General features: G+C 70.2%; 23 protein-coding genes. 16 read left to right on the top strand and 7 right to left on the bottom strand.

What is annotated here, in order from left to right:
- The first annotated feature begins 167 nt into the window (after window positions 1–167).
- The 5 genes from MFF40_RS06585 (at window position 168) to MFF40_RS06565 (ending at window position 5,913) form a co-directional block, all read left to right on the top strand.
- On the top strand, window positions 168–749 hold the full coding sequence (locus tag MFF40_RS06585; protein WP_238259987.1) for a c-type cytochrome, methanol metabolism-related: 582 nt from the start codon (window positions 168–170) through the stop codon (window positions 747–749).
- A gap of 165 nt (window positions 750–914) precedes the next feature.
- Window positions 915–2,123: an FIST signal transduction protein gene (locus MFF40_RS06580; protein WP_238259986.1), complete on the top strand. Its 1,209-nt coding sequence runs from the start codon at window positions 915–917 to the stop codon at window positions 2,121–2,123.
- The gene (locus tag MFF40_RS06575; protein ID WP_147854449.1) at window positions 2,120–3,466 is read left to right on the top strand and encodes an ATP-binding response regulator; all 1,347 of its coding nucleotides are present in this window, start codon (window positions 2,120–2,122) and stop codon (window positions 3,464–3,466) included. The genes MFF40_RS06580 and MFF40_RS06575 overlap by 4 nt, the downstream gene beginning before the upstream one ends.
- Window positions 3,467–3,636: 170 nt before the next feature.
- A complete protein-coding gene (locus tag MFF40_RS06570) occupies window positions 3,637–5,031 on the top strand; it encodes an MFS transporter (protein WP_147854450.1) in 1,395 nt (464 codons plus the stop codon).
- Between the two features lie 84 nt (window positions 5,032–5,115).
- A complete protein-coding gene (locus tag MFF40_RS06565; RefSeq protein ID WP_147854451.1) occupies window positions 5,116–5,913 on the top strand; it encodes an SDR family NAD(P)-dependent oxidoreductase in 798 nt (265 codons plus the stop codon).
- A 98-nt stretch (window positions 5,914–6,011) separates the two neighbouring features.
- On the opposite strand, the gene MFF40_RS06560 is transcribed toward MFF40_RS06565, so the two are convergent.
- Window positions 6,012–6,383, bottom strand: a complete 372-nt coding sequence (locus MFF40_RS06560) for an SWIB/MDM2 domain-containing protein (RefSeq protein WP_147897841.1) — start codon at window positions 6,381–6,383, stop codon at window positions 6,012–6,014.
- 244 nt (window positions 6,384–6,627) lie between these two features.
- Here MFF40_RS06560 and MFF40_RS28825 point away from each other — a divergent pair, with 244 nt between their 5' ends.
- From MFF40_RS28825 to MFF40_RS06550, 3 genes are all read left to right on the top strand, one after another.
- Window positions 6,628–6,750: a hypothetical protein gene (locus MFF40_RS28825; protein WP_281406547.1), complete on the top strand. Its 123-nt coding sequence runs from the start codon at window positions 6,628–6,630 to the stop codon at window positions 6,748–6,750.
- 50 nt (window positions 6,751–6,800) lie between these two features.
- Entirely contained in the window at window positions 6,801–7,286 is a 486-nt protein-coding gene (locus tag MFF40_RS06555) for a DUF2721 domain-containing protein (protein WP_147857556.1), read from the top strand.
- Window positions 7,287–7,371: 85 nt separating this feature from the next.
- On the top strand, window positions 7,372–7,806 hold the full coding sequence (locus MFF40_RS06550) for a PRC-barrel domain-containing protein (protein WP_147857557.1): 435 nt from the start codon (window positions 7,372–7,374) through the stop codon (window positions 7,804–7,806).
- Between the two features lie 234 nt (window positions 7,807–8,040).
- On the opposite strand, the gene MFF40_RS06545 is transcribed toward MFF40_RS06550, so the two are convergent.
- On the bottom strand, window positions 8,041–8,442 hold the full coding sequence (locus MFF40_RS06545; RefSeq protein WP_147897840.1) for a hypothetical protein: 402 nt from the start codon (window positions 8,440–8,442) through the stop codon (window positions 8,041–8,043).
- Between the two features lie 321 nt (window positions 8,443–8,763).
- On the opposite strand from MFF40_RS06545, the gene MFF40_RS06540 reads away from it, so the two are divergent.
- The 4 genes from MFF40_RS06540 to MFF40_RS06525 all read left to right on the top strand — a co-directional run bounded on the left by MFF40_RS06540 (window position 8,764) and on the right by MFF40_RS06525 (window position 13,832).
- On the top strand, window positions 8,764–9,501 hold the full coding sequence (locus MFF40_RS06540) for a PRC-barrel domain-containing protein (RefSeq protein ID WP_238260053.1): 738 nt from the start codon (window positions 8,764–8,766) through the stop codon (window positions 9,499–9,501).
- The gene (locus tag MFF40_RS06535) at window positions 9,498–10,904 is read left to right on the top strand and encodes an MFS transporter (RefSeq protein WP_147898793.1); all 1,407 of its coding nucleotides are present in this window, start codon (window positions 9,498–9,500) and stop codon (window positions 10,902–10,904) included. The genes MFF40_RS06540 and MFF40_RS06535 overlap by 4 nt, the downstream gene beginning before the upstream one ends.
- A 203-nt stretch (window positions 10,905–11,107) precedes the next feature.
- Window positions 11,108–12,877, top strand: coding sequence for an ABC transporter ATP-binding protein (locus tag MFF40_RS06530; protein WP_147856104.1), 1,770 nt, complete (start codon window positions 11,108–11,110; stop codon window positions 12,875–12,877).
- 25 nt (window positions 12,878–12,902) lie between these two features.
- Complete coding sequence (locus MFF40_RS06525; RefSeq protein ID WP_147856105.1) at window positions 12,903–13,832, top strand: glutaminase; 930 nt, start codon at window positions 12,903–12,905, stop codon at window positions 13,830–13,832.
- 13 nt (window positions 13,833–13,845) lie between these two features.
- Here MFF40_RS06525 and MFF40_RS06520 read toward each other — a convergent pair whose 3' ends face one another.
- Entirely contained in the window at window positions 13,846–14,163 is a 318-nt protein-coding gene (locus tag MFF40_RS06520) for a helix-turn-helix domain-containing transcriptional regulator (protein WP_147898794.1), read from the bottom strand.
- Window positions 14,163–14,486 (bottom strand): type II toxin-antitoxin system RelE/ParE family toxin, encoded by a 324-nt coding sequence (locus MFF40_RS06515; protein ID WP_147856106.1) that lies wholly within the window; start codon window positions 14,484–14,486, stop codon window positions 14,163–14,165. Before MFF40_RS06515 ends, MFF40_RS06520 begins: the two co-directional genes overlap by 1 nt.
- Window positions 14,487–14,646: 160 nt before the next feature.
- Here MFF40_RS06515 and MFF40_RS06510 point away from each other — a divergent pair, with 160 nt between their 5' ends.
- Genes MFF40_RS06510 through MFF40_RS06500 form a run of 3 tightly spaced genes read left to right on the top strand, consistent with a single transcriptional unit; the run spans window position 14,647 to window position 17,743 of the window.
- Window positions 14,647–16,056 carry an MFS transporter gene (locus MFF40_RS06510; RefSeq protein ID WP_147898795.1) on the top strand — a complete coding sequence of 470 codons (1,410 nt, stop codon included), beginning with the start codon at window positions 14,647–14,649 and terminating at the stop codon, window positions 16,054–16,056.
- A gap of 42 nt (window positions 16,057–16,098) precedes the next feature.
- On the top strand, window positions 16,099–16,677 hold the full coding sequence (locus MFF40_RS06505) for a Uma2 family endonuclease (protein WP_238259984.1): 579 nt from the start codon (window positions 16,099–16,101) through the stop codon (window positions 16,675–16,677).
- A gap of 52 nt (window positions 16,678–16,729) precedes the next feature.
- On the top strand, window positions 16,730–17,743 hold the full coding sequence (locus MFF40_RS06500; RefSeq protein WP_147898796.1) for an adenosine kinase: 1,014 nt from the start codon (window positions 16,730–16,732) through the stop codon (window positions 17,741–17,743).
- Between the two features lie 9 nt (window positions 17,744–17,752).
- Here the strand turns inward: MFF40_RS06500 and MFF40_RS06495 are convergent, their stop codons facing one another.
- From MFF40_RS06495 to MFF40_RS06485, 3 genes are all read right to left on the bottom strand, one after another.
- Window positions 17,753–19,435, bottom strand: a complete 1,683-nt coding sequence (locus MFF40_RS06495) for a methyl-accepting chemotaxis protein (protein WP_147898797.1) — start codon at window positions 19,433–19,435, stop codon at window positions 17,753–17,755.
- 197 nt (window positions 19,436–19,632) lie between these two features.
- A complete protein-coding gene (locus tag MFF40_RS06490) occupies window positions 19,633–20,604 on the bottom strand; it encodes an NADPH:quinone oxidoreductase family protein (protein ID WP_147855841.1) in 972 nt (323 codons plus the stop codon).
- 55 nt (window positions 20,605–20,659) lie between these two features.
- The gene (locus MFF40_RS06485; protein ID WP_147855842.1) at window positions 20,660–22,747 is read right to left on the bottom strand and encodes a hybrid sensor histidine kinase/response regulator; all 2,088 of its coding nucleotides are present in this window, start codon (window positions 22,745–22,747) and stop codon (window positions 20,660–20,662) included.
- Window positions 22,748–22,784: 37 nt separating this feature from the next.
- Here MFF40_RS06485 and MFF40_RS06480 point away from each other — a divergent pair, with 37 nt between their 5' ends.
- Window positions 22,785–23,366, top strand: coding sequence for a GrpB family protein (locus MFF40_RS06480; protein ID WP_238259983.1), 582 nt, complete (start codon window positions 22,785–22,787; stop codon window positions 23,364–23,366).
- Window positions 23,367–23,370 lie beyond the last annotated feature (4 nt).

The raw sequence follows: 23,370 nt of genomic DNA, 5'->3' as shown, positions 1-23,370 counted from the left end.
CAACGCGGATGACGTAGGAATTCCCAGACCTGTGGCACCCGTGCCGTCGGGTGGCCGAGACCCGCGCGAAAACGTGAAGATCTCCAACGGCATTCGCGAGCCGTGAGCGCCGTTGTCCACCGCCGCCACCTGAAGGATCAGAACGCTTGGGCGGCTGGAGGAACGACATGCGGTGCACAACGGATGCGCTCGCGGCGCTCGCAGTCGCAGGGCTCGTGATCGGAACCCTGGTGGCGGACCCGGCCTCGGCCGCGACCCCGGACACCCCATCGCCCCCGCAGACGAGTCCCGGCGATCTCAAGAGCGATGGCCCGACGCAGCCGGCCAAGGTCCAGGACGGCCAGTACACCGACAAGAACGGCGATCCGACCTACCACGTCACCGACGGCGGCAAGAAAATCGATTGGTACACGATGTCCGGGTACCTGCGGTACAACGCCAACTGCATCGTCTGCCACGGCCCGGACGGCATGGGGTCCACCTACGCGCCCTCCCTGGTCGATGCGCTCAAGGGCATGGACTACGCGCACTTCGCCGGCATCATCACCGGCGGCAAGAAGGACGTGAACGCCTCGCAGGAGCTGGTCATGCCGGCATTCGGGGATAACCGGAACGTCATGTGCTACATGCCGGACATCTACACGTATCTGCGCGCCCGCGCGGATGGCGTGGTCGGACGCAACCGCCCGGCCGACCACGAGGCGAAACCCGCCGCCTTCACGAAGGCGGAAGACGTCTGCATGAAGTGAGCGCCGCCGCGTTTCCGCGCGGGCGCGCAGCCTCCGAAATCGACGGCGCGACGCCCCGTTGCGCCGGTCGGTTGTGCACGACATACTCCGCGCAAGACACTGAAGAGCGAGGGCAAAGCTCGCCGAGGGGGTGTGAGGGGGTGGAACGTGGTTCAAGGGACCGGAGTGCGCCGCCATGCGTGCGGTATCTGGACGGCCTGGACGGAGGCCGTCGCGGCCTCCGACGCCGTCTCCGCGATCGCGCGGGCGATCGGTACCCCGGCCCTGTCCCAGATCGTCGCCTTCTTCTCGCACGATTACGACCCCGAGATCCTGGCTAACGCCATGGAGAAGCAGTTCCCCGGCGTCCCCGTCGCGGGCTGCTCGATGTCGGGGGGCATCGCTCCGGCGGGCGGCCTCGATCGCGGCCTCGTCGTAATCGCCTTCCCGTTCGAGCGCTTCCGCATCGTCTCGACCGTGCTCGACGCCATCGACCACCTCGATGTCGAGCGCACCGCCTCGGCCGTGCGCGCCCTGCGCCGGACCCTGGACCCGATGGTGTCATCCCGCGAAGCTGAGGCGCCGGCGATCGATCATCGCCGCTTCGCGCTGTCGCTGATCGATGGGCTGGCCAACGCGGAGGAGACGGTGGTCTCGGCCATCGCGTGGGCGCTCGACGGAATCCCGATCGTCGGCGGTTCGGCGGGCGACGACCTGCGCTTCCGGGACGCGGTACTGCTGCATGGCGGCCGGATCCACCGTAACGCGGCGGTGCTGGTGCTGGTCGAGACCGATTTCCCGTTCGAGATCTTCAAGAGCGACAATTTCGAGCCGACCGGGACCAAGTTCGTGGTCACCGCCTCGGACAGCGAGCGGCGCACGATCCACGAACTCAACGCCGAGCCGGCGGCGCGGGAATACGCCATGGCGATCGGCCTCGACCCCGAGGGCCTGTCGCCGATGAGCTTTGCCGCCTACCCGCTCGCCGTGAAGGTCGGCGGCGAGTATTTCTGCCGCTCGATCCGCCGCATGAACGAGGACGGCTCGCTGAGCTTCTTCTGCGCCATCGACGAGGGCGTGGTGCTGACGCTGGCCGAGCCGCGCGACATCGTGGCCTCCACCCGGACCGAGTTGGCCCGCCTCGACACGGCTTTGGGCGGCGTAGACCTGATCATCGGCTTCGAATGCGTCCTGCGCCGGCTCGATGCCGAGAGCCGGCAGGTGGGCCACGGCATCGCCGACCTGTACCGCCGCTACAACGTCGTCGGCTTCGAGACCTTCGGCGAGCAGTACCGGGCGATGCACCTCAACCAGACCTTCACGGGCATCGCGATCGGCAAGGGGCTTACCGGGGGCACGGAGCCCGGCGACCCGCCCGTTCCGGCCGGATCATGACCCTTCACCCGAGCGGGCTCGAGACCGACGCCTCCCTGCGCCGGCGGATCGAGAAGCTGGAGCGGATCAACGCCGCGCTGATGTCCCATGTCGAGCGCAGCATGGATCAGCGCGGCAGCGCCTACTCGTTGTTCCAGACCGCGATCATGCTGGAGGGCCGCGTCCGCACCCGTACCGAGGAGTTGACCGGACTGATGCACCGCCTGGAGCGCTCGAACGAAGCCCTGGCGGCGGCCAAGGAGGAGGCCGAGACCGCCAACCGCTCGAAGACGCGGTTCCTGGCGGCGGCGAGCCACGATCTGCTGCAGCCCGTGAACGCCGCGCGCCTCTCGATCTCGGCGCTGGACGACCTGCCGCTGCCGCCCGAGGCGCGCACCATTGCGGGCCGGGTGGAGCGGGGCCTCCAGACGATCGAGGACCTGATCAAGACGCTCCTGGACATCTCCAAGCTCGATGCCGGCATCGTCCGGCCGCAGTTGCAGCCGGTCTTCCTGCCCGACCTGCTCGCCGAGCTGGCGGGGAGCTTCAAGCCGTTCGCCGAGCGCAAGGGCCTGCGGCTCGCCGTGCGCTGCCCGGACCTCACGGTCACGAGCGACGTGATGCTGCTCCAGCGCATCGTCCAGAACCTGGTCTCCAACGCCATCCGCTACACCGGCGCGGGCGGCATCGTGCTCGCGGCGCGGCGCGCCGGCGGCGGGGTCCGGGTGGACGTGTTCGATACCGGCTGCGGCATCGCCGCCGAGGAGCACGACCTGGTCTTCGAGGAGTTCTTCCGGGGCGGCGCCCGGACCGGCGCCGCGGAGGAGCCGGGCCTCGGCCTCGGCCTGTCCATCGTGCGGCGCATGGCCCAGGCGCTGGATCATCCTTTGACCCTGGCCTCGCGGCCCGGCCACGGCACCCGGGTGACCCTGGGCCTGCCGCTGAGTCCGATCCCGGCCGCCATCGCGCTGCCGGCCCCCGTGCTGACCCGCCTGTCCGGCGCCCACGTCCTGGCGGTGGAGAACGACGCCGCGACGGCCGACGCCCTGGCGCGCCTGCTGCAGAACTGGGACGCCCGGGTCTCGACCTTCCGGGATTTGGCCGGGGTCCGCGCCGCCATGCAGGCCGGAGCCCCGCGGCCCGACATCCTGGTCCTCGACTACCACCTCGACGACGATGCCTGCGGGCTCGACGTCGCCGCGTACCTGAATGACCTCTACGGCGAGGCGCTGCCGGTGATCGTCACAACCGCCGACCATTCTCGCGAGGTCGAGGCGAAGGTTGCGCGGTCCGGCGCGGAGTTGCTGCGCAAACCGATCAAGCCCGCGCAGCTGCGCTCGCTCCTGACCTACATGCTCGCCTGATGCATAGCCGGGCGAATAATCCCGCCGCGCCGTGACATAGGACACACCACGGCCCTCGACGCTGTGCCGCGGCTGCGCGAGAGGGAACCGGCATCCGCGGTGCATCCGCGCCCGGGTCTCCCCCCGCAACCGACGTCGCCGGCCCTCCGGGACGCCGCAGGAGCGCGCGCATGGCGCAGGTCCCGGCCGGTACAGGCGTCCCCACCCAGCACGACGGCCTGCCGCCGCGGGAGCGCGTCCTGGCGATGGCGGCGATCGGGCTGGCCATGACCATGGCGGTCCTCGACGGGGCGATCGTCAACGTGGCCCTGCCCGTGATGGCGAAGGACCTGGCGGTGAAGCCCGCCGACGCGATCTTCGTGGTCAACGCCTACCAGATCGCCGTGACGGCGAGCCTCCTGCCCTTCGCATCGCTTGGCGACATCTTCGGCTTCCGCCGGGTCTACCTGCCGGGGCTCGCGGTGTTCGTCGCGGCGTCGCTGGCCTGCGCGCTGGCGCCGAGCCTGCCCTTGCTGATTGCGGGGCGCATCGTCCAGGGGCTCGGCGCCGCGGCGATCATGAGCGTCAACATCGGCTTCGTGCGGTTCATCTATCCGCACCGGATGATCGGCCAGGGGGTCGCCAACGTCGCCCTGGTGGTGGCGGTGGCCTCGGCGGCGGGGCCGACCGTGGCGGCCGCGATCCTGTCGGTGGCGAGCTGGCCCTGGCTGTTCCTGGTCAACGTCCCGGTGGGGCTGCTCGCCCTGGCGGTGGCCACGCGCACCCTGCCGGCGACCCCCGCGAGCGGGCGGCGCTTCGACCTGGTGAGCGCCGTGCTCAACGCGCTGACCTTCGGCCTGCTGATCATCGGCATCGACGGGCTCGGCGACCCCGAGGGCCAAGCGATCGCCGTCGCCGAACTCGTCGGCGCCCTGGTGATCGGCACCGTGTTCGTGCGGCGCCAGATCCGGCTGCCCGCCCCGCTGCTGCCGGTGGACCTCCTGCGGATCCCCGCCTTCGCCCTGTCGATGGCGACATCGGTGGCCTCCTTCTGCGCCCAGATGGTGTCCTACGTGGCGCTGCCGTTCTACTTCCAGGACGTGCTGCACCTCTCCAGCACCCAGACCGGATTCCTGCTCACCCCCTGGCCGATCGCGGTGGCCGCGATGGCGCCGATCTCGGGGCGCCTGGCCGACCGCTACCCGCCCGGTCTGCTGGGCGGCATCGGCCTCGCCATGCTGGCGGCCGGCCTCGTCTGCATGACGCTGTTGCCCGAGGCGCCCGCCACCCTCGACATCGTCTGGCGCCTGACCCTGTGCGGGCTCGGCTTCGGCCTGTTCCAGTCGCCCAACAACAAGGTGATCGTCACCTCGGCGCCGCGGGAGCGCGCCGGCGGAGCAAGCGGCATGCAGTCGACGGCCCGCCTCACCGGGCAATCGCTCGGCGCCGCCCTCGTGGCGGTGATCTTCGGGCTGACCCACGGGCTCGGCGCCGAACGGGCCGTTACCCTCTCGCTCTCCTGCGCGGTGGCGCTCGCCGCGATCGGCGGCTGCGCCAGCGTCCTGCGGCGGGGTAAGGGCGGTTAGGCGAGCCCGGTATGCCACCGACCGGCCTGGCGCGCGTTGGGCCGATATCCACAACCCGTGTTCCAAGCCCCGGAGTCTCCGCCCATGGACCTCGACCTCACCGGCAAGAAGGCCCTCGTCACCGGCTCGACCGGCGGCATCGGCTACGCCATCGCCAAGGAGCTCTGCGACCTCGGCGCGGAGGTCGGCGTCAACGGCCGCACCGCCGAGCGGGTCGAGGCGGCGCTGACCAAGCTGCGCGGCGAGACCAAGGCCGGCCGCGCCTTCGCGGCACCGGGCGACGTGGCCACCGCCGAAGGGGTCGATGCTCTCGTCCGGGGGCTGCCCGTGGTCGACATCCTGGTCAACAACACCGGGATCTTCGAGCCGAAGCCGTTCTTCGAGATCCCGGACGCGGACTGGCAGCGCTTCTACGACGTGAACGTGATGAGCGGCGTGCGCCTGTCCCGTGCCTACGCCCCGGCCATGGCGGAGCGCGGCTGGGGCCGCGTGATCTTCATCTCGAGCGAGTCCGGCATCAACACGCCCACCGAGATGGTCCATTACGGGATGACGAAGACCGCGCAGCTCGCGATCTCACGCGGCCTCGCCCAGACGGTGGCCGGCACCGGCGTGACGGTCAACAGCGTGCTCCCCGGGCCGACCCTGTCGGAGGGCGTCGCCGAGTTCATGAAGCAGATGGCGGGAGGGGCGGCCGATGCCGACCTCGACGCGATGGGCCGGGCCTTCGTGGCCGAGCATCGCCCGTCGTCGCTGATCAAGCGTCTCGCGACGGTGGAGGAGGTTGCGAACCTGGTCGCCTACCTCTGCAGCCCGGCAGCGAGCGCCACGACGGGCGCTGCGCTGCGGGTGGATGGCGGTGTCCTGCAAGGTCTCGCGTAGACCGCTTCGATCGAAACGGTCGTCGGCTCGGGGCCGTCGGGCCCCGTTCGATCGAGAGTCACCGGTCCGGCTGAGGCGCCGGACGCGGGCTTAGACGATCAAGACTTCAGGTGAGCCGCGAGATGCTTGTTCATCTCGAACATGGAGCACTTGTCCTTGCCGAAGACCTTCTTGAGCTTGTCGTCGGCGAGGATCTCGCGCTTGTTCTCGGGGTTCTGCAGGTTGTGCTTCTTGATGTATTCCCACACCTTGCTGACCACCTCGCCGCGGGCCAGCGCGGCCGTGCCGACGATCGCGCCGAGCTCGGCGGACGGCTTCAGCGGCTGCTGCAGGGCGTTCGGCTTCGCGCCGGCGGCCTTCGTGGCGGCGGGCTTGGCAGCCTTCGCGGGCGCGGCCTTGGCGGCCTTCGGCTCGTCGGCCTTCGTGGTCTTGGCCGCCTTCGGCGCAGCCTTCTCGGTCTTCGTGGCCATAAACTTCCTCCGGTTCTCGGGCCGCAGGCCGGGGCATGAGCGCCCCACGGCCGAGCCAGCATAGCAGCAACTAAGCGGTGCCGCCGCCGTTCCAAGGGGAAATCGCCTTCACGGGGCCCTCATCCACAGGGCAGGCGCGGAAATCCACACCGGAAGCCGCCGATCTGCACCGCCGCGAAGAACATTCCGCCGAAACCGCGCGCTCGAAACCTGCTCTTAACGATCAGGCCCGAGAAATACAGTCATGTTTACCCCGGTTCTCGCGCTCGCGCTGCTGCTCGCCACCGGGCTCGTGCTCGGTCTTGGCCTCGGTATCCGGGCCGAGCCGGCCACATCCGGCCTCGAACCCCCTCGCGGGCTGGTCTGACCGCGCACGGGATTGCCGCGCAGGGCCGCCGGGTCCATGTGCCCGCGAACATGATCGATCCCATCACATCCACCACCCTGGAAAGCACGGCCCACGTCGTCCAGGTGGCCCTGAGCCCGGTCTTCCTGCTGTCCGGCCTCGCGACGCTGCTCAACGTCTTCGGCGCCCGTCTCGCGCGGGTCGCCGACCAAGCCGAGCGCGTCTCGACGCTGCTGGCCGGGGCCGGCGAGGCCGAGCGGATCATCCTGGGCCAGCGACTCGACCGGCTGCATACGCGCTCGCTGGCTCTGGACGCGGCGGTGTTCCTGGCCGCGCTCGGCGGCGTCGCGACCTGCGGCTCGGTGCTGACGCTGTTCGTCGGCGCCCTGCGCGACAGCACGGTGGCGAGCCTGCTGTTCGGCCTGTTCGGGACCGCGATCCTGTGCACGCTCTGCGCGCTCGTCGCGTTCGGCTTCGAGATGCTGCTGGCTAGCCGCTCGGTCCGCGACCGGATCAACCAGCGCCGGGCCAATGCCGGGATGCTGGCGGATCTCTGAGCCACCGGAACCCGCTCCCGCCCCGGCGTTTAGTGACCAGGGCCGGAGGAACCGCCGGCCCGGTCTGCGTAACCCGGGAGTCACCATGCCGACGGATCTGCCCACCGAGCGTCCCGTGAGAAAGACGGGCTCCCTGGAGCTCGATCCCACCGGCGAGGGCATCGCCATCGACGAGACCGCCCGCCTGATCGCCTCGAACAAGGTCGAAGGCACGGCGGTCTACGACCGCGAGGGGAAACACCTCGGGGCCGTGTACAACTTCATGGTGGATAAGGTCACCGGGCAGGTCGCCTACGCGGTGCTGGCCTTCGGGGGCTTCCTGGGCCTTGGCGAGAACCACCACCCCCTGCCCTGGAAGGCGTTGACCTACAGCACCGAACTCGGCGGCTACGTGGTCGACATCGATCCGGGCAACCTTGCCGGCGCCCCCAGCCACGGCCCGGGCGAGGACGCCTTCGCCGACCCGAACTACCGCGGGAAGATCGAGGATTATTACGGCGTGCGCGCACCGACGGCCTGAGCTTTGTGAGCGGGCGACACGCCCCTTCTCCCTGCGGCTACCGCCTGCACAGATCTGGAGCGCTGTCGCTCTTGCAGGTCGCGATGAGCCCCCCTCTCCCGTGCGGGAGAGGGGGCGCGAGCCCGTCACGAGTCACGCTGTGGCATGCTCGGCGAGAGAACCCCGCATAGGGCCCGTAGCTTCGTGGGAAAGCGCGGCGCGTCCGTGCGCCGTGCCCCCTGCCGGATGCCGCCCTTAGAACTTCCCGCCGAGGCCGACGCTGCCGCCGGGCGAGAGCATGGGGCCCATCGCGTTGCTGCCCGCGCCGCCCGCGGCGTTGCCGCCCTCGATGTCCTCGCGCCGGATCCGGCGCTCCCCGGCATTGGCCGACTGCGTTGCGCCGCCGGCGCTGCGCGGGATCGCGAGCTGCTTCGTCGGAGCGGTCTGGAGCGGCTGCCCGTCGGCATCGACCGCAGCGTTGCGGGCCTCGCGGTTGGGCAGGGAGCCGCGCAGCGAGGGCGGCAGCCCGACCTCGGTTTCCGGCATCACGCCGCCCCCGCCGCCGAGCGCCTGACAGCCGGCCACCAGGCCGGCCAGGGCGGCGCAGAGCGCGAGGCCGCGCGCAGTGGCGCAGACCGACGAGGGGAGGGTCGACATCGTGTAGTCCTCGCAAGGGGCCGCGGTGGTTTCCGCAGCTCGCAGAAGCTTATCGTCGGCTGTCTACGCTCGGGTTGCGGCGAAAACCAGACACATGCGCGCCAGCGCGCCTCTCGGGCGCTCGCACAAGCATCGGCGCGGAACTTGCCGGCCGGCCCCGAGGGTCCATAACTTCGCCCAGGTCCTTCGGCAGGGTGCTGTCCGCAGGCAGGGTCTCGCCGACGGCGGGCCCGAATCCGGCCGATACGGTCGCGGTCTTGCCGATGCGTCGGCTCGGCCCGGCCCTTCCTCAGAGGACGCAGCGTGTTCAGAACCAACCGGATGATCGCGGCCGTGACGCTCGCCCTGTGGGCGTCGGGCGTTGCGGCGCAGGCCCCGGCCCCCGGGGGCGATGGCGCATCCGGCCAGACCCCGCCATCGAGCCCGCCCGCCGCGCAAACGCCGCCCGCCCTCCCGCCGGCGCCCGCTGCCCCTCCGGCGGCGGCGCCACCCGCGGGGGCGCCCGCCCCCACCGCCGCGCCGGGCGCGTCGCCGAACGCGGCGCAACAGCAGCAGCAGGGGACCCCGGCCACGGTGCTGGACACCCAGGATTACGAGAGCCTGCTCGGCCGCAGCGTGCGCAGCGCGGGCGGCGACGAGCTGGGGCGCGTCATCGACATCATCATCGACAAGGACGGGCATCCCCGGGCGGCGATCATCGATTTCGGCGGCTTCCTGGGTGTCGGCACCCGCAAGATCGCCGTCGATTGGCGCGCCCTGCGCTTCACCCCCGATGGCAACAAAGAGCGCAAGCTGTCCGTCGCGCTGAGCCGCAACCAGGTCCGGGTGTCGCCCGAATACAAGGCCGGCGAGCCGATCGTCGTGCTCGGCCCGGCGAGTCCGGCCGCCCCCGTGCCCGAGGGCGAGCAGGCGACGAGCGCGGCCCAGCCGGCCGGCCCTCCCGCGCCCACGGCCGCCGCCCCGACGCCGCCCGCCGCGGCGACCGCAACCGCACCTCCTGCGCCGGCGCCGGCCGCCCCGCTTCCCGCCACCCCTCCGGAAAAGGCCCCGGATAAGTGACGGTGGCCCGATTGAAGGCAAGACCCGCCGTTTCCCCCCGCGAGCGCGAGGTGTCCCGACAGGACCCGCGGTCGCGGCCCGTCCGCCTGAAAGATCAGTCGGCCGAGGTCGCGCGCGAGCCGGCGCGGGCGGCCGCGGAGGCCGTGCCGGTGGACCGAACGCTCTCGGCGGCAAGCCGCCACGGCCTCGACGCCTTCGCGTTCTTCGTGGCCAACCTGCAGACCGGGTTCGGGCCGTTCCTGGCCGTGTACTTCTCGCAGGCGAAGTGGACCCAGTCGGATATCGGCTTCGCCCTCACCGTGGGCAGCCTCGTCGCGCTGCTGGGCCAGGTGCCGGGCGGCGCCTTCGTCGACGTGGTGCGTTCGAAGCGCTTCGCCGCCGCGGTGGCGGTGATCGGCATCTCGGGCAGTGCCTTCGCGCTGGCGGTCTGGCCGAGCTTCCCGGTGGTGCTCCTGGCCATGGCGGTGCATTCGGGGGCGAGCTGCGTGCTCACGCCGGCCATCGCGGCGATCAGCATCGGGCTGGTCGGGCGGGCCCGGGCGGGGGAGCGCCTCGGCCGCAACGCGAGCTTCGCGGCGGTCGGCAACGCGCTCGGCGCCGCCGGCATGGGCGCCATCGGCTACTATATCTCGAACGGCGCGGTGTTCTACCTGACCGCGGCCCTGGTGGTGCCGACGATCATCGCGCTGACGCGGATCCGCGCCGACGAGATCGACGCCAACGTGTTCAAGGACGCGGTCCCCGAGGCGGCCTCCAAGTCGGACGCCAAGTCGGCCTCGGCCCAGAAGCCCCGCGCCGCCGGGCAGGACGGCGTCCGGGCGCTGCTGACCAATCGCGGGCTCCTGTGCTTCGCGGCCTGCATGGTCCTGTTCTTCCTGGCGAACGCCGCGATGCTGCCGCTGGTGGGCAGCGTCCTCACCCTGCGGGCGAGCGAGACCGCCACCGCGCTGATCGCGGCCTGCATCATGGTCCCGCAGGCGGTGCTCGCCGTGAGCGCCCCCGCGGTCGGCCGGGCCGCCGAGCGGTTCGGCCGCTACCCGGTGCTGCTCCTGGGTTTCGGCGCGCTGCCGGTCCGCGGGCTGATGCTCGCCTACACCACGAACCCCTACGGCCTGGTCGCCATCCAGGTTCTGGACGGGATCTCCGCCTCGGTGCTGGGCGTGATGGTGCCGCTGGTGGTCTCGGATCTCACCCGCGGCACGGGACGTTTCAACCTTGCGCTCGGCGCGGTCGGCACCGCGATGGGCGTGGGCGCCGCGCTCTCGACGTCGATCGCCGGGATCATGGCGGACCGTCTGGGCAGCCACAGCGCCTTCCTGGGACTGGCCTTCATGGGCTTCGCGGCCTTCATGCTGGTGGCGCTGATCATGCCCGAGACGCGCCAGCCGACGGAGGAGGCGTGATCCGCGGCATCGGATTCGCTTGCATGTATCCACGCCGCTCAAGCGGCGTTCAGGTTTGAGAGATAAAAGCGCGCGGGAGGTGCGGGCCGGTGCAACATATGGCAACGCTGTTGCGTTGCCGCTGCGGGTCCGACTGCGCCCGCGTTGCACTCCGCCTCAGCCCGCACCAGCCAGTGCCGCGTGAATACGGAATGGTCACCGCGATGGAAGAGCTGCACCAATACGCTGAGAGGCCCTTCGCCTTCGTCGGGCGATACCTCCGGCGCCGCTGGGTGCCCCACCTGGTGATCCTGATCTCCGTGCTCGGTGCGGTCGGGTTCTCGGTCTCGACCGACTATGCCCTCAAGGGCGTGGTCGACGCGCTGACCAAGGGGCCGGGCCCGGGCAACACCGTGGTCTGGGGGGCGCTCGCCGTCCTGATCGGCTTCATCGCGGCCGACAACATGCTCTGGCGCGTTGCGGCGCTGACCGGGGCCTTCACGTTCGTGGGCGTCACCGGCGACATCCGGCGCGACCTGTTCCGGCACATGACCGGCCATTCGCCGACCTTCTTCTCCGACCGGCAGCCGGGCACCCTGGCGTCGCGCATCACGGCGACTTCGAACGCGATCTTCACGGTCGAGAACATGTTCGTGTTCAACGTGATGCCGCCGACCGTCGCGGCCTTCGGATCGATCGCCTACATCGCTACCGTCAACACCACCATGGCGGCGATCCTGGCCGGCGTCTTCGCGGCCGTCGTCGTGCTGATGTTCAAGATGGCGGCGGCCGGCAAGCCGCTGCACCACGACTTCGCGGCCAAGGCGGCCTCGGTGGACGGCGAGATGGTGGACCTCGTCGGCAACATGTCGCTCGTGCGCGCCTTCTCGGGCTTCAAGCGCGAAGGCCAGCGCTTCGAGGGCACGATCGCCACGGAGATGCGCGCCCGGCGCTCGTCGCTGCTCTACCTCGAGAAGCTGCGCATCGTGCACGCGGTGCTGACCGTCTTGGCGGTGTTCGGCCTGCTCTACTGGGCGATCCAGATGTGGGAGGCAGGCCAGGCGACCAACGGCCAGGTGGTGCTGGTCTGCACGCTCGGCATCCGCATCCTGGCGGCCACCCGCGACCTCGCGGTGGCCCTGGTCGACGCGACGCAGCACACCGCCCGCCTTGCCGAGGCGCTGCACACCCTGCTGCAGCCACACGACCTCGTGGACCATCCGGAAGCCAAGCCGCTCGCCGGCCAGGGCGCCAAGATCGAGTTCGACCACGTCGCCTTCAATTATCCGGACGGGCGCCCGGTGTTCACCGATTTCGACCTCGTGATCGAGCCGGGCCAGAAGGTCGGCCTCGTCGGCAAGTCGGGCGGCGGCAAGTCGACCCTGTTCTCGCTGCTGCAGCGCTTCTACGACGTGAAGAGCGGCGAGATCCGCATCAACGGCCAGAAGGTCGAGCTGGTGACCCAGGAATCCCTGCGCGAGGCGATCACGGTCGTCCCGCAGGACGTGTCGATGTTCCATCGCTCCCTGCGCGAGAACATCCGTTACGGCCGGCCTGAGGCCACCGACGAGGAGGTCTGGCAGGCCGCCGAGGCGGCGCGCTGCACCGAGTTCATTCAGGCTCTGCCGGAGGGCTTCGACACGATGGTCGGCGACCGCGGCGTGAAGCTCTCGGGGGGCCAGCGCCAGCGCATCGCCATCGCGCGGGCCATCCTGAAGAACTCGCCGATCCTGCTGCTCGATGAGGCGACCTCGGCGCTCGACGCGGAATCGGAGCAGGCGATCCGTCAGGCGCTCGCGAACCTTATGAAGGGCCGCACCGTCATCGCCATCGCCCACCGCCTGTCGACGCTGCAGGACTTCGACCGGATCGTGGTGCTGGAGGGTGGCCGCATCATCCAGGACGGCTCGCCCGACAACCTGACCCACCTCGACGGCTTCTTCCGCGAACTGATGAAGAAGGAATCGATGTCGATGTCCCTGGCGGCGGCCTGATCGGGGCGCACCGCGAGGCCTGGCCGTGCCCGATCTCGACAGCGTCGTCCGGGAGATCTCCGACGAGATGGCCCTGCGCTCCGACCGGGGCGCGGTGGCCGACTACATCCCCGAACTCGCCCTCGTGGACCCGAACCAGTTCGGCATCGCGGTGATCGATGCAGACGGTGCCGTCACCGTCGGCGGCGACAGCGAGATACCGTTCTCGATCCAGAGCGTGTCGAAGGTGTTCACGCTCACCCTGGCGCTCGGCATGGTCGGCGACCGGCTGTGGAAGCGGGTCGGGCGCGAGCCCTCCGGCAACCCATTCAACTCGATCGTCCAGCTGGAGCGCGAGCGCGGGGTGCCGCGCAACCCGTTCATCAACGCCGGCGCCATCGCGGTGACCGACGTGATCCTCTCGGGTCACGCGCCCCGGGAGGCTTTGGGCGAGATCCTGCGCTTCATGCAGTTCCTGGCCCAGGACCCGACCATCACCATCGACGAGCAGGTGGCGGCCTCCGAGAAGCGCACCGGCTTCCGCAACACCGCGCTCGCCAACTACATGAAGTCCTTCGGCGTGATCGAGAACCCGGTGGACTACACGCTCGGCGTCTACTTCCACCACTGCGCCATCGCGATGACCTGCCGACAGCTCGCCATGGCGGGCCGGTTCCTGGCCCATAACGGCCGCAACCCCTCGACCGGGCACAATGTCGTCTCGGCCGAGCGGGCGCGCCGCATCAACGCGATCATGCTGACCTGCGGCCACTACGACGGCTCGGGCGAGTTCGCCTACCGGGTCGGCCTGCCGGGCAAGAGCGGCGTCGGCGGCAGCATCCTGGCGGTGGCGCCCGGAAAGGCCTCGATCGCGGTCTGGTCGCCGGGCCTCGACGCGGCGGGCAATTCCCATCTCGGCCGCGTCGCCCTGGAGCGCCTGACCCAGCGGATGGGCTGGTCGGTGTTCGGGGTTTGAGGCGCGTTCGAGTTCAGCGTGCCACCGTGACCGCCAGCTCGACACCGACAGCCTTCTGGACGCTGCGCAGGATCGCGAACAGGTTGCTGGCGGTCGGGTTGCCGGAAGGGCCCAGCATGCGCATCAGGCTCTTCGAGGTCGAGCCCGTCTCCTGCGCCAAGCGCTCGAACCCGACGGTGGCATTGACGCAGTCACGCAGAAGCGCCTTCCCTGTGTCCACCTCCCCCGCCAGGAAGAGTTCGACCGCCTCCGTCAGGAGTGCGGCACGGAAGGCGGGGTCGCGCTGGGCTCGGGCCTTCACCGTCTCCTTGAAGCTGCGCGTCAGGGCCATCATCCCTCCTTCTTGCGCCGTTTGTATACGGCCCAATGTGCACGGGCCTCGCTGATATCCTGTTGCTGCCGTTGCTTGCTTCCACCGCAGAGCAGGAGGATCAAGGCGCCTCCGTCCCGTCCGAAATAGAGTCGGTATCCCGGTCCCCAGTCGATCCTGTACTCTTCGACGCCGCCGCCCACCGACTTGGCGTTGGACAGGTTGCCCTGCTCCATCCGCAAGAGCGCAACCGTCACCTTGGCAGCCGCCTGATCGTCGAGAGCGTCGAACCATTGGGCGAAGGGACTCCGCCCACGATGATCGATGAACTCCCGGACCCTCATCCAAATAGTACCATATACGTGACCTTTTGCGCCAGCGGATCCCGATCCGACTCACGCGTGGTCACCACAAAAGTGCACCAACGAACCCTTGCAGGCGTGACAGTTCCAAGGCAGTGGCGAACGGATAGGCGACAACACTGGGTACGGGAGACGCGGGCGGATGGCGACGACACGGATCGCGCAGCCCGAGGGAAGCATCCTGGACCCCGGCGCCATCCTGGCCCGCCTCGACCGGTTGCCGCCGACGCGCACGGTCTGGCGCCTCGTGGCTTTGCTCGGCCTCGGCTTCTTCTTCGAACTCTACGACCTGCTGTTCACCGGCTACGTCGCCCCGGGCCTCGTGAAGGCCGGGATCCTGACGCCGACCACCCCCGGGCTGTTCGGCGCGAGCGGCGTCGCGAGCTTCGTGGCGGCCCTGTTCACCGGGCTGTTCATCGGCACCCTGGTCTGCGGCTGGCTGGCCGACCGGTTCGGCCGCCGGGCGATCTTTACGTGGTCGCTCCTGTCCTACACGGCCGCCAACGTGGTGATGGCCTGTCAGACCGAGGCGTTCGGGCTCAATCTCTGGCGGTTGATCGCCGGGATCGGCCTGGGCCTCGAGATGGTGACCATCGGCAGCTACCTCTCGGAGCTGGTGCCGAAGGGGATCCGCGGCCGCGCCTTCGCCCTGTGCCAGGGCATCGGCTTCACCGCCGTGCCGGTGGTGGCGTTCCTGTCCTACCTGCTGATCCCGACGGCGCCGCTGGGGATCGACGGCTGGCGCTGGGTGGTGCTGATCGGCGCCACCGCGGCGATCGGGGTCTGGTGGCTGCGCGCGGGCCTTCCGGAGAGCCCGCGCTGGCTGGTCGAGCGCGGGCGGCTCGCGGAGGCCGACGCGGTCCTGCGGCGCCTGGAAGGCCAGGTCGCCGCCGAGTATGGCCGCCCCCTGCCGCCGCCCGCTCCACCGGAGCCGATCCAGAGGCGGGGCGCGTTCGGCGATCTTTGGGTGCCGCCGTACCGGCGCCGGGCATTGATGATGGCCGGCTTCAACGTGTTCCAGACGGTGGGCTTCTACGGTTTCGCCAACTGGGTGCCGACGCTGCTGGTGGCGCAGGGCATCACCATCACGTCGAGCCTCGCCTACACGGCGCTGATCGCGCTGGCCGCCCCGGTCGGGCCGCTGATCGGGCTCGCCATCGCCGACCGGTTCGAGCGCAAGCACGTCATCGTGGCCGCCGCGCTGGTCTACATCGCCTGCGGGCTGACCTTCGCGCAGACCCGGGATGTCCCGACGATCGTCGCGCTCGGGATCGGCCTGACGCTGGCCTCCAACGTGATGTCCTACAGCTTCCACGCCTACCAGGCCGAGCTGTTCCCCACCGGCATCCGCGCCCGGGCCGTGGGCTTCGTCTATTCCTGGAGCCGCTTCTCGGCGATCTTTACGGGGTTCGTCATCGCCTTCGTGCTGCGCGAGGCCGGCACCCCGGGGGTTTTCCTGTTCATCTCCGCGGCGATGCTGGCGGCTGGGTCGCTGGTCGGGCTGCTGGGGCCGCGCACCCGCGACGTGGCGTTGGAGAAGATCGCGGGGTGAGGCTCGCCTCGGTGCGGTAGCGAATCGTGATACCTTAAAGCCATGATCGCGCAGCCGAAGCCCCGGATGAATGTCGACGAGTTCTTGGTCTGGGCCGAGGACCAGCCGGGACGCTACGAGCTGGTCGAAGGCCAGGTTGTCGCGATGTCGCCGGAGCGGGTTCGGCATGCGGAGGTCAAGGCCTCGGCTTATCTCGCCCTCCGATCCGCCCTGAACCGGACGCAGCTCCCCTGTCGCGCATTGCCGGACGGGATGAGCGTGCGCATCGACGACACGACGGTCTTCGAGCCCGACGCCCTCGTCTATTGCGGCGCGCGTGCGGACCCGGACGCGATCGAGATCCCCAATCCGATCCTCGTGGTCGAGGTGCTGTCGCCCAGCACGGTTACAGTCGATTCCGGCAGCAAGCTATCCGGCTATTACAGCATCGCCAGCGTCGCGCATTATCTGATGATCGACCCGGTCAAGCGCCTGGTCATCCACCATGCGCGCGGCGCCGAAGGGCTGATCGCGACCCGGATCGCCACCGAGGGCACCCTCGACCTGACCCCGCCCGGCCTGAGCCTGTCCGTCGCCGAGCTGTTCGCCGATCTCCCGCCCCCCGCAGAGCCCGCGGCTTGATCCGATCCGAGGTGGATGTCACAGCGGCGCAAACGCGAATCAGGACGCCCGGATGACCACACCCCTCGATCTCCTCGTGCTCGGCAACGCCATCGTCGACGTGATCGCCCGCACGGACGACGCCTTCCTGGACGCCCAGGGGGTGACCAAGGGCGCGATGCAGCTGATCGACGAGGAGCGCGCGGAGGCCCTGTTCGCCGCGATGGGCCCGGCCACGATCGTCTCGGGCGGCTCGGGGGCCAACACCGCGGTGGGCGCGGCCCTGCTCGGCGCCAAGACCGGCTTCGTCGGCAAAGTTCGGAACGATGAGCTCGGCGGCCTGTTCGGCCACGACCTCAAGGCCACGGGCGTCGGCTTCACGGTTCCGCCGGCGACCGAGGGGCCGGCCACGGCCCGCTGCTTCGTGCTGGTGACGCCCGACGGCGAGCGCACGATGAGCACCTATCTCGGCGCCTGCCAGGGGCTGAAGCCCGAGGACGTGGACCGGGCGCTCGTTGCCTCGGCCCGGGTGGTCTACCTCGAAGGCTACCTGTGGGACCCGCCCGCCGCCAAGGATGCGTTCCGCAAGGCGGTCCAGATCGCCCACCAGGCCGGCAACGCGGTGGCGCTGACCCTCTCGGACGCATTCTGCGTCGGCCGCTACCGGGACGAGTTCCTGGGCCTCGTGCGCGACGGCAGCATCGACATCCTGTTCGCCAATATCGGCGAACTCCAGAGCCTCTACCAGACCGACGATCCCGAGGCCGCCGTGGCCGCCCTGCGCGACGAGCGCAACGCCCGCGGCCGACACCTGCTCGGCCTGGTCACCCGCTCGTCGGACGGCGCCCTGGTGGTGCAGGGCGGCGAGGTCCGGTCCGTCGAGGCGAGCCCGGTCCGCGAGGTTCTGGACACGACCGGGGCCGGCGACCTGTTCGCGGCCGGGTTCCTGGCGGGCCATGCCCGCGGCCTCGACAACGTCGCCAGCGCCCGCCTCGGCACGCTGGCGGCCGCCGAGGTGATCCAGCATATCGGCGCGCGCCCCCAGGCCGACCTGATCGGCCTCGCCAAGGCGCGCGGCCTGCTCTGATCCGAATCTTCAGGCGGCCCGCACCGTCGCGAGGAAGCGTGTCACCTCGCTCCGGAGATGCTCGAACCGGAGCGACAGCTCGGACGCCGAGCTGAGCACCTGGTCCGCCGCCGTCCCGGTCTGGTTGGCGGCGTCCGCGACGCCGGAGATGCTGCTCGTCATCTCGCCGGCGCTCGACGCCGCTTCGGTGACGTTGCGGGCGATCTCCCGGGTCGCGGCCCCCTGCTCCTCTACCGCGGCCGCGATCAGGGTCGCGACGGCGCTGATCTCCTGGATCCGCCCGCCAATGCGGCCAATGGCCGAGACCGCGTCCTCGGTCGAAGCCTGGATCCGCCCGATATGACCGCTGATCTCGTCCGTGGCCCGGGCGGTCTGGCTCGCCAGCTCCTTCACCTCGGCAGCGACCACGGCGAAGCCGCGCCCGGCCTCGCCGGCGCGAGCCGCCTCGATGGTCGCGTTGAGCGCCAGCAGGTTGGTCTGTCCGGCGATGCTGGTGATCATCGTGACCACGTCGCCGATCCGGGCGGCGGCACCGCTCAGCTCCTGCACCAGATGAGCCGTTGACGCGGCGTCCTCGACGGCGGCCTGGGTCAAAGCCGCGGCGCTCGACACCTGACGGCCGATCTCCTGGACGGAGCTTTCGAGTTCCTCCGCCGCGGAGGCCGCGGTGTTGACGTTGGCGGCAGCCAGTTCGGCCGCGCTCGCCACCCGCAGGGATTGGCTGGCGGTGCCGGAGGCCGTGCTGGTCATGGTGGCGGCAGTGGCCTGCAGCGCCGCGGACGCCCCCGAAACCGTCCCGATGATACCGCCGACGGACCCCTCGAAGGCGTCGGCGATGTGGCGCATGCCCGTCTTGCGCTGCTCCTCGGCGTCCGCCCGGGCGCGCGCGGTTTCCGCCTCCAGCGCCTGGGCCCGGATCAGGCCATCCTTGAACACCTGCACGGAGGCCGCCATCGCGCCGATCTCGTCACGCCGCCCGGCATGGGGCACGGCGACGGACAGGTCCTGCGCCGCCAGCCGGGCCATGATCCCGGTCATCGACCGGATCGGGCGGGCGACGCCCAGCAGGATCAGCCAGAGGGCTCCAGCCGTGGCGACCAAGCCGGCGATCAGCAGGGCGGCCGTGACGGTCCAGGCGGTCGCGTAGGCCTCCTCGGCCCGCCGCGTCGCGGCCTGCGTGCCCGCGGCGTTGACCTTGGCGAGGTCCGCCAGCGCCCCGAAGGCGTTCACCAGGGGCGTGCGGGCCGGCGCGATGGCGTCGCGGGCCGCGTTGCGGTCGCCGCGCTTGAGCGCCGCCATGATCGCGTCTCGCGACGCGAGATAGGCCTGCCACCGCGCCTCGAACCTGTTCCACAAGGCGGTCTCATCGGACGCCCCGATATGCGACCGGTATTGCTTGAACATCTCCGGGATTGCCGCGTCCATCTCGATGAACTCAGCATCCAGGTCGCGGTTTTCGGCACTGTCGTCGGCGATCACCTTACGGATCGTCGTCGTGTGATACCGCAGCGCCAGGAACTGGAGATTGTCCAGCTCGTGGTTTTTCGCGTTCCAGATATCCCGCATCTCCCGGGCCGAGTCGTTGACGGCTTTGATACTCATGATACTGGAGAAGGAATTGACACTCAGAAGCACAAAACCGAGCAGTGATACTAAAATAAATCGAGTTGTGATACTTCTAGACCGCTGCATGCCGACCTCCATCCCGGACCAACGAACGGAACGATATCGCAGGAGCGTAACAAGAAGTGCTTAAAGATCGACACTCCATTGCGTCGGTCCACCGGATCGAGCCGGTTCACCGCATGAATGCTTTGTCACGGATCGCCTTTTAGCCGAAACCAGCCCAATCATCTATGAGTGGAAGTTGAGCACGCCGTGCGGCGCGGTCACGGCCGCAGCAGCACCTTGCCCACGGCTGCCCGGCGGGTCAGCAACCCGAAGGCCTCCGGAAACTCGTCCAAGGGGTAGGTGCCGTGAACCTGCGCGGTGAGCTTACCCTCGGCGACCCAGGCCAGCAGCCGGCGCTGGTCGGCCCGGTGCGCTTCCGGCTCGCGGTCGAGGAAGGCGCCCCAGTGCACGCCCTGCACATCGAGTTCCTTCAGGAGCATCAGGTTGAGCGGCAGCCGCGGGATGCCGCCGGCGGCGAAGCCGATGACGAGGTAGCGCCCGCGCCAGGCCAGGGCCCGCAGGGCCGGCTCGGCGTAGTCGCCGCCGACCGCATCGTAGACCACGTCGACCCCGCCGCCGCTGATGCGGCGCAACTCGTCCTTGAGGGTGGCGGGGTCGTAGACCAGCGTCGCCTCGGCGCCGTGGGCGCGGGCGACCGCGAGTTTTTCCTCCGAGGAGGCGCAAGCGATCACCCGGGCACCCATCAGCCGACCGAGTTCCACCGCGGCGAGGCCGACGCCCCCGGAGGCGCCGAGCACAGCGAGCCACTCGCCCGGCTGGATGCGCGCCCGGTTGGCCAGCGCGTGCAGCGAGGTGCCGTACGTGATGGTGAGCCCCGCGGCCTGCGCGTCCGGCACGGCCTCCGGCACCGGCGTGAGCTTGGCGGTGTCGATGGCGATCAGCTCCGCGCAGCAGCCGTGGCCGGCATGGACGATGACCCGGTCGCCGATCGCGACGCCCGCGGCCCCCTCCCCCAGCGCCTCGACCACGCCGACGCCCTCGCCCCCCGGCGAGAACGGCAGCGGCGGCTTCACCTGGTAGCGGCCGGCCACGATCAGCGTGTCGAAGAAGTTGAGGGCGGCGAGCCGGATCCGCACCAGGGCCTGCCCGGGGCCCGGCACCGGATCGGGGCGCTCCACGATCTCCAGCTGCTCCGGCCCGTCGAGCCTCGTGCACAGCAGAGCCCGCATCCTGTCCTCCCGGTTGGTGTCTTTCGCTCTGTGAAGGCCCGGACCGGCGGCGCGGTCAAGCCGTTCCGATCATCTCGCGAATGCGGGCGCCCAGAACTTCGACCCCGAACGGCTTGGTGATCACCTGCATGCCGGGGGCGAGCGGGCCGTTGCCCAGCACGGCGTGCTCGGCGTAGCCGGTGATGAACAGCACCTTGAGGCCCGGGCGCGTCACCCGGCCGGCCTCGGCCATCTGCCGCCCGTTCAGGCCGCCGGGCAGACCGACATCGCTGACCAGCAGGTCGATGCGCACGTCCGATTGCAGCACCTTCAGGCCGGCGACGCTGTCGGCCGCCTCGATCGCCGTGTAGCCGAGATCCTCCAGCACCTCGGTGACCAGCATGCGCACGGTCGGCTCGTCGTCGACCACCAGCACGGTCTCCCCCGGCGCCGCCCGGGCCGGCGCGCCGAATGCGGCGTGCGGATCCTCCTCCGCCACGGCGCCCCGGTGGCGGGGCAGGTAGAGGCAGACATCGGTGCCGCGGCCGACCTCCGAGACGATCCGCACCTCGCCACCCGATTGCTGGACGAAGCCGTAGATCATCGACAGGCCGAGGCCGGTGCCCTGGCCGATCGGTTTCGTGGTGAAGAACGGCTCGAACACCTTCGCGACGATCTCCGGCGGCATGCCGGTGCCGGTATCGGTCACGCGCAGCACGAGATACGGCCCCGGCGGCATGTCCAGGCGGCGGGCTTCGCGCGCGTGGAGGGTGGCATTGGCGGTCGCGATGGTGATCCGGCCGCCCTCCGGCATGGCGTCCCGGGCGTTGATGCACAGGTTGAGCAGCGCGTTCTCGAGCTGCGGCGGGTCGACCAGGGCCGGCCACAGGTCCGGGGCGGCCGTCACCGTCACGGCCACGGCGGGGCCGACCGTACGCCGGATCATCTCCTCCAGGCCGGCCACCAGACGGTTCACGTCGGTGGGCTTCGGGTCGAGGGTCTGCCGACGCGAGAAGGCGAGGAGGCGGTGCGTCAGGGCGGCGGCGCGCTTGGACGCGCCCTGGGCGGCGTTGATGTAGCGGTCCACATCCATGAGGCGCCCTTGGGCCAGCCGGGTCTGGATCAGCTCCAGCGAGCCGGAGATGCCGGCGAGCAGGTTGTTGAAGTCGTGGGCGATGCCGCCGGTGAGCTGGCCGACCGCCTCCATCTTCTGCGATTGCCGCAGGGCCTCCTCGGCGGCGGCGAGCGCGTCGGCGCGCTCGCGCTCCGCGGTGAAGTCGCGCCCGACCGCGTTGATCACCCCGTCGCCGGGCCGGGCCGCCCAGGTGATCCAGCGGTAGCTGCCGTCCCGGTGGCGGTAGCGGTTGTCGAAGCGGGCCTGGCTGCGCCCCTCGGCCAGCTGCTGTCCGCCCGCGGCGGTGCGGTCCAGGTCGTCCGGGTGGACGAAACCGATCAGGTTGGTGCCAACCAGTTCGTCGGCCCGCCAGCCCAGCACCTCCGTCCAGGCCGGGTTCACCGCGGTGATCGTCCCGTCGAACAGGCAGCGCAGCATCATGTCGGACGAGAGGGTCCACAGGGCGTTGCGGTCGGCGGTGCGTTCCTCGACTTGCAGGGCCAGGGAGGCGTTGAGGTCGCGCAGCTCCGCGAGCGCCGTCTCCAGCCGGCCCCGGCTCTCCGTGAGGGCGGCGTCGGCCAGCACCCGGCCGGTGGTCTCGTTGGTGAGGATGAACAGGCCCGCGACCTTGCCGTCCGCGTCGAGCACCCGCGAATACGAGAAGGTCCACCACGTGTCCTGCGCGCCCCGGTCGGTGTCGAGCCGCCACGGCAGGTCGATGAACCGCTCGGGCCGACCCTCCATGGCAGCCTCGATGATCGGCTTGGCCTGCGCCCAGCCATCGGCCCAGACCTCGTCGAACCGCGCCCCCATGGCCCAGGGCAGCCGCGGCCCGAGCAGGGGAAAATACGTGTCGTTGAAGAAGAAATGGAGATCCGGCCCCCAGGCCAGGATCATCGATTCCGGCGAGTTGAGCACCAGCGACAGGGCGGCGCGAAACTCCGCCGGCCAGGCTTTTGGGGGGCCGAGGGGATGGCCGGACCAGTCCCGCGCAAGAATCAGCCGCGCGGCCTCGCCGCCGCCGGAGAGGAAGGCCAGGGGGTCGGTCACGGGGCGGCGGTGATCTGCATCATGGGTGATGCCGCGTATGGCCGTCTTCGGCCATACTTCCAAGGCTGCCCGGCTCAATTCGATGATCGACCGAATGACCGACGTTCAGCGCTTCCGTCTGATCGAAGACGCCGACGCGGCCCGCGCAGTCGCGGAGCGGTTGTTCGCAGTCATCAGGCAGACCCTCGAACCGGTCCTGCCGCCCGCGACGGAGATCCTACATGTGGGCGCCACCGCCGTGCCCGGCTGCGTAACCAAAGGGGATCTCGACATCGCGGTGCGCGTCGAGAGGCAGGACTTCGCCGCCGTTGAACGCTGCCTCGCGGCACGCTTCACACGCAACGACGGTTCAATCCGAACCGATGACTTCGCGGCATTCGCAGATGCCGGCCAAACGCCACATCTCGGTATCCAGCTCACCGTCAAAGGCGGCCCGCTCGATGTCTTCCACCGTTTCGCCGCGGTCCTGCGCACCGATCCCGAACGGGTGGCCCGCTACAATGCGCTGAAGCGCGCCCACCACGATCACCCGATGACGCTGTACCGCGCCGCCAAGGACGCGTTCATCGCCGACGTCCTGCGATCCTGCCCGCCGCCTTCGTCGCACGACGTTGCTTAGACCG

Origin of the sequence: Methylobacterium mesophilicum (assembly GCF_022179445.1) — a bacterium.
GTDB classification, from domain to species: Bacteria; Pseudomonadota; Alphaproteobacteria; order Rhizobiales; family Beijerinckiaceae; genus Methylobacterium; species Methylobacterium mesophilicum.
Note: the sequence above shows the minus strand (reverse complement) of the source record. Positions and strands in the feature narration are given on the sequence as shown.